The following is a 5,353-nucleotide window of genomic DNA, read 5'->3' on the forward strand; positions in this document are numbered from 1 at the left end:
TCTTCAAAATCTGTGACATCCGCCGGAGGCTTAGGCCAACACGATGTTGGTCACTCAGTCGTTGCGCGCGTGTTGTGGCGTTCTTAGACTGAGTTCCTCTTTTTCAGCGGATGTTTGGACACCCGTTGATATGGGGCTAATGCAAGTATGTCAGCCTCCTATAGAGGTGGGAGACTTCTATACCTGACGCTAAAAACATCGCTACATAATGTTCATGTATGATACTTTTATTTATTCACCAATTTTCGTTAGTATATTTATCGTAGCACGAACATTGACGAATTCCAACGAATTATACGCTTTTGTTAAAAATAATGGTGTTTCGGTTAATTTGAAACTTTTTAAAGCAAGTCATATAACAGAAACAGCACAACTATGCGGTTTTGTAGATTATGAAAAGTAAAATCATTACTTTTCACTCTAATGTCCCAAAAGGATTTTAACCGATTTAAAACTATTGATTTGGGGTACAAGATGGGGTACGTTTTTAATAAAAAACGGGTTGGTGCTATACTTAAAAAGTCACCCACTTTGATGAGGGGTGACTTATTTCTTTCAATCAAAGTATTCATCTAATTTAGCTTCATGTATATTTTTAAGACTAATAGACTTTATACTATTTAATGTTGCTAGGTTAAGTGTATTGCTGTCTATGGCTTTTATAACACCTTTGTGTTTCGTATATCTATCCCCTTCCCACACATCCAAATTAACTACTATATTCTGCTGTAGCGCTTGATTGATAGTCATTTGTAAATCTTCAAGTTCCCATTCACTTAATGTTCTTCGCTTTTCTACGGCTGCTTCCCTATCCATTTCCTTTATTAACTCTACATGTTCAGTTATCATCATACCTTGCCACTTTTTTAATCCTCTATCTTTAAGCACTAGACTACTCCCCTTTCTTTTTAATAACTGAAGCTATTGCCAACACATTATCAATAATAAAAGTGCGTTTGGCTTGCTTGTTGAAGCAATACACTTGCACGGTATCACCAGTTATCTTAATAATTCTCACGCGACGTTTTGAGATTTTGCCATCGCGCGCTATATACATTACATCAATCAATTGACTATATTTCATTGCTTTTATTAGTTGATTACGCATTTCATTTCACTCCTACCAAGAACATCTGTTTGCAATCATTATAGAACAACCGTTCTTAATATATTACAGGTAATTTATGTATTCACAAGTTGCTCAATGAGTGGCTTTTTTATTTTCACCCAACAAAAAAACAGATAACTATAATAAGTTATCTGTCCTCTACAAGTTCCAAAATATCCTCAATACGCTTTATTTCGAGTGTATAAATGCGCTTATAAGTACGTACAAAAACGCTCGTATAACCATGTACATTTTTGCTCACCAATGTATATTACAACTTTACTTGGAGTGGCGAGCATGATAGCCTTTTTCGGCTAGCCAGCCCTTGCAGTAGCTGGGTTTTGGCTGCCGATTCATGCGAGTAGAGGTCTCCAAGTCAAGTTGTAATTATTCATACACATGAATAGAGAAGTACATTTTGAGCGAAAGTGTACATGCTTAGACAAGCAAAAATGTACATCTCGATGCGGACATTTATACGAGTGCTTCACAAATTTTTGTGATGTGCTCTTTGTTGATGTATACCCAAGGTCTCGGGCATATTTTAGTTATATATGCTTAGAAAATTTGTATAATACAAGGAGATAGTGGTATTATGTTCTTACAATAAAAAAGATACATTTAGCCGAATGTATCTTTGGTGTTCTATAGAAAAAATAACTGTTAAAAAAATTATAACATAATTTTGTTTGATTGTCGATTCTATAGCCACCTATCATAATTAGGAAGGCAGGGTACTATGGCAAAATACGAAAATATTCCAAAGAAATATTTAAACCAATTTGCAAAATTAAATAAAGTGATTCACCGAGGTAAGTTTGCAGATGAAATTGAAGAAGAATTAATTGCAAAGGGAAAAGAAGAGGATTTAATCTATTTAAACGAGCAATTCAAATTTCCTGCAAGTTATCTATCAATCTGTAAAGTTGAATCCAATTTTCCTGATAAATCCAAAACACCTGAAATGTTTATCAAAACACTGATTACTGAAGGGGTTATTCAAAATTCCCAGGTTAATAATGAATGGCAACCCACCTACACTCCAGAAATCAAGATTTGTGCAATTAAGCATGAAGGGAATGCAATTTATATCAAATTAGTAGAAGAACGATTTAATTCAAGGAAATCCGGTTACAGTTCAATACCTTCTTCTTATGCACATCTAACATCATTAGTTATACATTTTGGTGAAGATGAGTTAATTGAATTACGCTGTTCGGCAAGAGAAGTAAAAAAATATGCAGAATATATTATGAAATTAATGGGATTTGGAGCACCATATAAATGGTATCTGGTTCCGAAATTAACAATTCCAGCGGCTAAACAACTTTATTCTTTGCTCTCTGCTGGAAGAGCATCTACTCAAATAGCGTTACCTTCCACTGTGGGTAGCTTGAAATTTAATGCGAAAAAAGGTATAAATTTAGATGTAGATATGACTTTTCAATCTATAACTACTGCAATTGAAGGTTTAGGGTATCCAACAAACGACACTATGGATGATGATTGTTTTTATTCATATACTGATCCCATAACTAATATAGTAATAGAAGTTAAATTTGAGGTAAACATTAAGGCTAGTTATTTTAAATTCACCTCAGCAGTACCTGAAGTAGTAGTTGACCATGTTCTTGATACATTGGTTATTGTAAATAATGGTAGCACACTTGCAACGCCAGAACCAATAAGCTAAGTTCAATGAAATCTAGGAGGGGATTTAAATGAGTTTATCCTATAATAAAGTAAATGAAATTTTAAATAAATGGGCATCTAACTCCCCCTCCATAATTGATTTTACTGTAGAAAATGTTCTTTATGAAATGGGATTAGGCGATAGCTATTATGAAAATGTATTTAAATATCTTATGAGCAAGGATGGATTCGAAATAATAGCAAAAAAAATATTACTTTGCCCAAACAATCACAAATGTGATGAATTTTTATTAAGTGAACCTATAGAAGAAGAATATTTCGATTGTTATTCATGTGACGAAAATGATTTTGAACCAGAAAATTTCATGCTAGTATTTTCTTTTACAGATGATTTTATTATGGATGCTTTAAAAAAAAAGAGCCAATTGAGCAACGAATGCATAATGGTATAAATCATTTTAAAAAAATAGATGAACTAATTGAAATGGGACTATTAGAAGACAAAGGGAGGCATATATTTATAATGGTAGATAATAAACAATTTACGGTAAATAATCCACAGGGATCGGCATTTAGTTTTGGTGATAGCTCAACAAACACAGTAATTAATGTCAACAACGGTGTGTCTGAGGACTTACTAAAAAAGTTATTGCAAGAAATAGATTCTTCTGAGTTGAAAAACAATGAAAAAGAGGAATTAAAAGAATTAGTTACAACTGCTCAAGATGCTAGTGAAGGAGAAACACCTAAGAAGTCAGTAATGAAAAGTATGTTAAATTCGTCGCAAGCTATTATTGATACTGTAACTAAGTCACCAGCCTTAATTGAAGCTTTTAAAAAGTGGGCTGAATTCTTACAAAATTAGCCTATTCGATATGTATAGAAACGAATAAAGCCCGCACTCTTTTTATATAGAGTTCGGGCTTTTGCTTATTATTTGAATGTATGATTAATCACAGCAGCTTGAATGCAATCCCGCCCTCCACAACGGAAAGGCGGGTTTTTCAATTACTTTGCTACACTACGTCGTTGGTCAATTGTGATATATAGACCAAGTAATCGATCCGTTGTCATTTGCTTGTTTTGCAAGTCTTTGACGTGTGACGCTTGGATAATACCATCCTTTACAGCCTGCGCTAAAAAAGCCTCTGCTGCTGTTTGCATGGCAGGGCTTCCTGGGTTCCAAATATTCGACATTTTTGTTTCCTCCTTTTTATCTTTGATAATTAGTTGTACTCGTAGCTTGCTATTACTTGGCACGATTACAGTACCTTCAAGTTGATAGCCCTTCGGCATTTTCCAGCTCGTCTCAACCTCGAAATGTGGTCGATCCGTTTTGCCTGCATCAACCCAACTCTTTTGACCGCCCCACGTAATACCCAGCTTTTGTGCAATTGCACCTACTTTATTTAACGTTGTAACATCATATAACGACTGGGGAGGTGCTACAGCAATATCCCACGCTAAACGTGATTTATGATTGCTGTTCAACGTCCATGTAACAATTGCACCTGACCTTGTACGTCCTTGTGCATAAAGGTAGTTTTGGCGTTCTTGAGAGCGATATGTTTCGGTGATAAAAATATTGCGGATACCAGCTTTGTAGCATTCTTGGAATAACAGTCTACAAGCCGTTTGCGCTACAGGTAATAGCTCCGAAAGGTCTCGACATGATGTGGTTACACTCATTTTGCATCCTCCTCATGTCCGACATTATCCTTCACAATTTTTAATACGTTTTTCACAAACTTAGGTATTGGGGCATTCATCTTCACGCCATTTTCAGCGATTGAAATAACCTCTACAGCAATATAAGCCAGCGCCGCACCGTCTCCAATATGACCTCCAAAGATGTCAAAATCAGTGTAATGTAGGGCTACATATTCTAATAAATAGATAGAGCCGATTAACACTAAAATATACATTTTTTTCGCAAAGCCATTGAAACCTTTACTAAAGTTAAGTTCTTTATTAATACCTGCTGCAATCAAGCCTGTGAAATAATCCGCCAGCATAAAAAATAGGAGTGCTGTAACAGCAACCCCCACCCAATTAAACATATACGAGATAACAGCACCTGCGATGCCTGTTACCATTGCTATTTTATTTTCCATGTGACACTTCCTTTTTCATATAATAAAAGGACACGCAAATGCGCATCCTTCAAATTCCCAAACGTTTGGGATTATTAAAATAATAAATAATTGTGGGATTTATAACTTTATAGGTTTTGGTAAGCCGCTATGATTTGAAACAAAAAACCAATCATCATAAACCCAAAACCTATGGTAGAGGCTGTTCTTTGTTTACTAAATTCATCACCTAAATTTTCCAACTCCTCATAGGTAATCCCTTCCTTTTCATATTTACTGGTCATAACTGTAACTAAACTAATGAAAGAACCTATAAACGCTAATGCTAATCCGAAAATATTTAACATGGTTTCACCCCTTATTAAATATCATACAACGATGTAGCTCTTTTCGCAGTGATAAATTTAGACAATAAAAATAACGCTAGTCGTTTGACTGCGTTCCATTTGGTACTATCATTTGTATCAAATTACGGTTAATTACATTACCACCTAAATTG

8 protein-coding genes are annotated in these 5,353 nt (G+C 34.8%); 3 read left to right on the forward strand and 5 right to left on the reverse strand.

All coding sequences use genetic code 11. The features are described from left to right. Nucleotides 1–555 precede the first annotated feature (555 nt). A complete protein-coding gene (locus tag C9J34_RS16680) occupies nucleotides 556–888 on the reverse strand; it encodes a YolD-like family protein (protein WP_107841311.1) in 333 nt (110 codons plus the stop codon). 4 nt (nucleotides 889–892) lie between these two features. After that, complete coding sequence (locus C9J34_RS16685; RefSeq protein WP_107841312.1) at nucleotides 893–1,108, reverse strand: transcriptional regulator; 216 nt, start codon at nucleotides 1,106–1,108, stop codon at nucleotides 893–895. 739 nt (nucleotides 1,109–1,847) lie between these two features. Here C9J34_RS16685 and C9J34_RS16690 point away from each other — a divergent pair. From C9J34_RS16690 to C9J34_RS16700, 3 genes are all read left to right on the forward strand, one after another. Then, the gene (locus C9J34_RS16690; protein ID WP_107841313.1) at nucleotides 1,848–2,801 is read left to right on the forward strand and encodes a hypothetical protein; all 954 of its coding nucleotides are present in this window, start codon (nucleotides 1,848–1,850) and stop codon (nucleotides 2,799–2,801) included. A 28-nt stretch (nucleotides 2,802–2,829) separates the two neighbouring features. Continuing rightward, nucleotides 2,830–3,213, forward strand: a complete 384-nt coding sequence (locus tag C9J34_RS16695) for a hypothetical protein (RefSeq protein WP_107841314.1) — start codon at nucleotides 2,830–2,832, stop codon at nucleotides 3,211–3,213. Between the two features lie 71 nt (nucleotides 3,214–3,284). Beyond that, nucleotides 3,285–3,626 (forward strand): hypothetical protein, encoded by a 342-nt coding sequence (locus tag C9J34_RS16700; RefSeq protein ID WP_153062645.1) that lies wholly within the window; start codon nucleotides 3,285–3,287, stop codon nucleotides 3,624–3,626. A gap of 143 nt (nucleotides 3,627–3,769) precedes the next feature. Here C9J34_RS16700 and C9J34_RS16705 read toward each other — a convergent pair whose 3' ends face one another. The 3 genes from C9J34_RS16705 to C9J34_RS16715 form a co-directional block, all read right to left on the reverse strand. After that, nucleotides 3,770–4,450, reverse strand: coding sequence for a M15 family metallopeptidase (locus C9J34_RS16705; protein ID WP_107841316.1), 681 nt, complete (start codon nucleotides 4,448–4,450; stop codon nucleotides 3,770–3,772). Then, nucleotides 4,447–4,875: a phage holin family protein gene (locus C9J34_RS16710; protein WP_107841317.1), complete on the reverse strand. Its 429-nt coding sequence runs from the start codon at nucleotides 4,873–4,875 to the stop codon at nucleotides 4,447–4,449. Before C9J34_RS16710 ends, C9J34_RS16705 begins: the two co-directional genes overlap by 4 nt. 107 nt (nucleotides 4,876–4,982) lie before the next feature. Then, complete coding sequence (locus tag C9J34_RS16715) at nucleotides 4,983–5,201, reverse strand: hypothetical protein (RefSeq protein WP_107841318.1); 219 nt, start codon at nucleotides 5,199–5,201, stop codon at nucleotides 4,983–4,985. Between the last annotated feature and the right edge of the window lie 152 nt (nucleotides 5,202–5,353).

Origin of the sequence: Metasolibacillus meyeri, from assembly GCF_003049505.1 — a bacterium.
GTDB classification, from domain to species: Bacteria; Bacillota; Bacilli; order Bacillales_A; family Planococcaceae; genus Metasolibacillus; species Metasolibacillus meyeri.

What these genes read in the sequence shown, in the direction of transcription:
- C9J34_RS16685 (WP_107841312.1), bottom strand. Translation starts at nt 1,108, where the DNA reads ATGCGTAATCAACTAATAAAAGCAATGAAATATAGTCAATTGATTGAT.
- C9J34_RS16690 (WP_107841313.1), top strand. Translation starts at nt 1,848, where the DNA reads ATGGCAAAATACGAAAATATTCCAAAGAAATATTTAAACCAATTTGCA.
- C9J34_RS16695 (WP_107841314.1), top strand. Translation starts at nt 2,830, where the DNA reads ATGAGTTTATCCTATAATAAAGTAAATGAAATTTTAAATAAATGGGCA.
- C9J34_RS16700 (WP_153062645.1), top strand. Translation starts at nt 3,285, where the DNA reads ATGGTAGATAATAAACAATTTACGGTAAATAATCCACAGGGATCGGCA.
- C9J34_RS16705 (WP_107841316.1), bottom strand. Translation starts at nt 4,450, where the DNA reads ATGAGTGTAACCACATCATGTCGAGACCTTTCGGAGCTATTACCTGTA.
- C9J34_RS16710 (WP_107841317.1), bottom strand. Translation starts at nt 4,875, where the DNA reads ATGGAAAATAAAATAGCAATGGTAACAGGCATCGCAGGTGCTGTTATC.
- C9J34_RS16715 (WP_107841318.1), bottom strand. Translation starts at nt 5,201, where the DNA reads ATGTTAAATATTTTCGGATTAGCATTAGCGTTTATAGGTTCTTTCATT.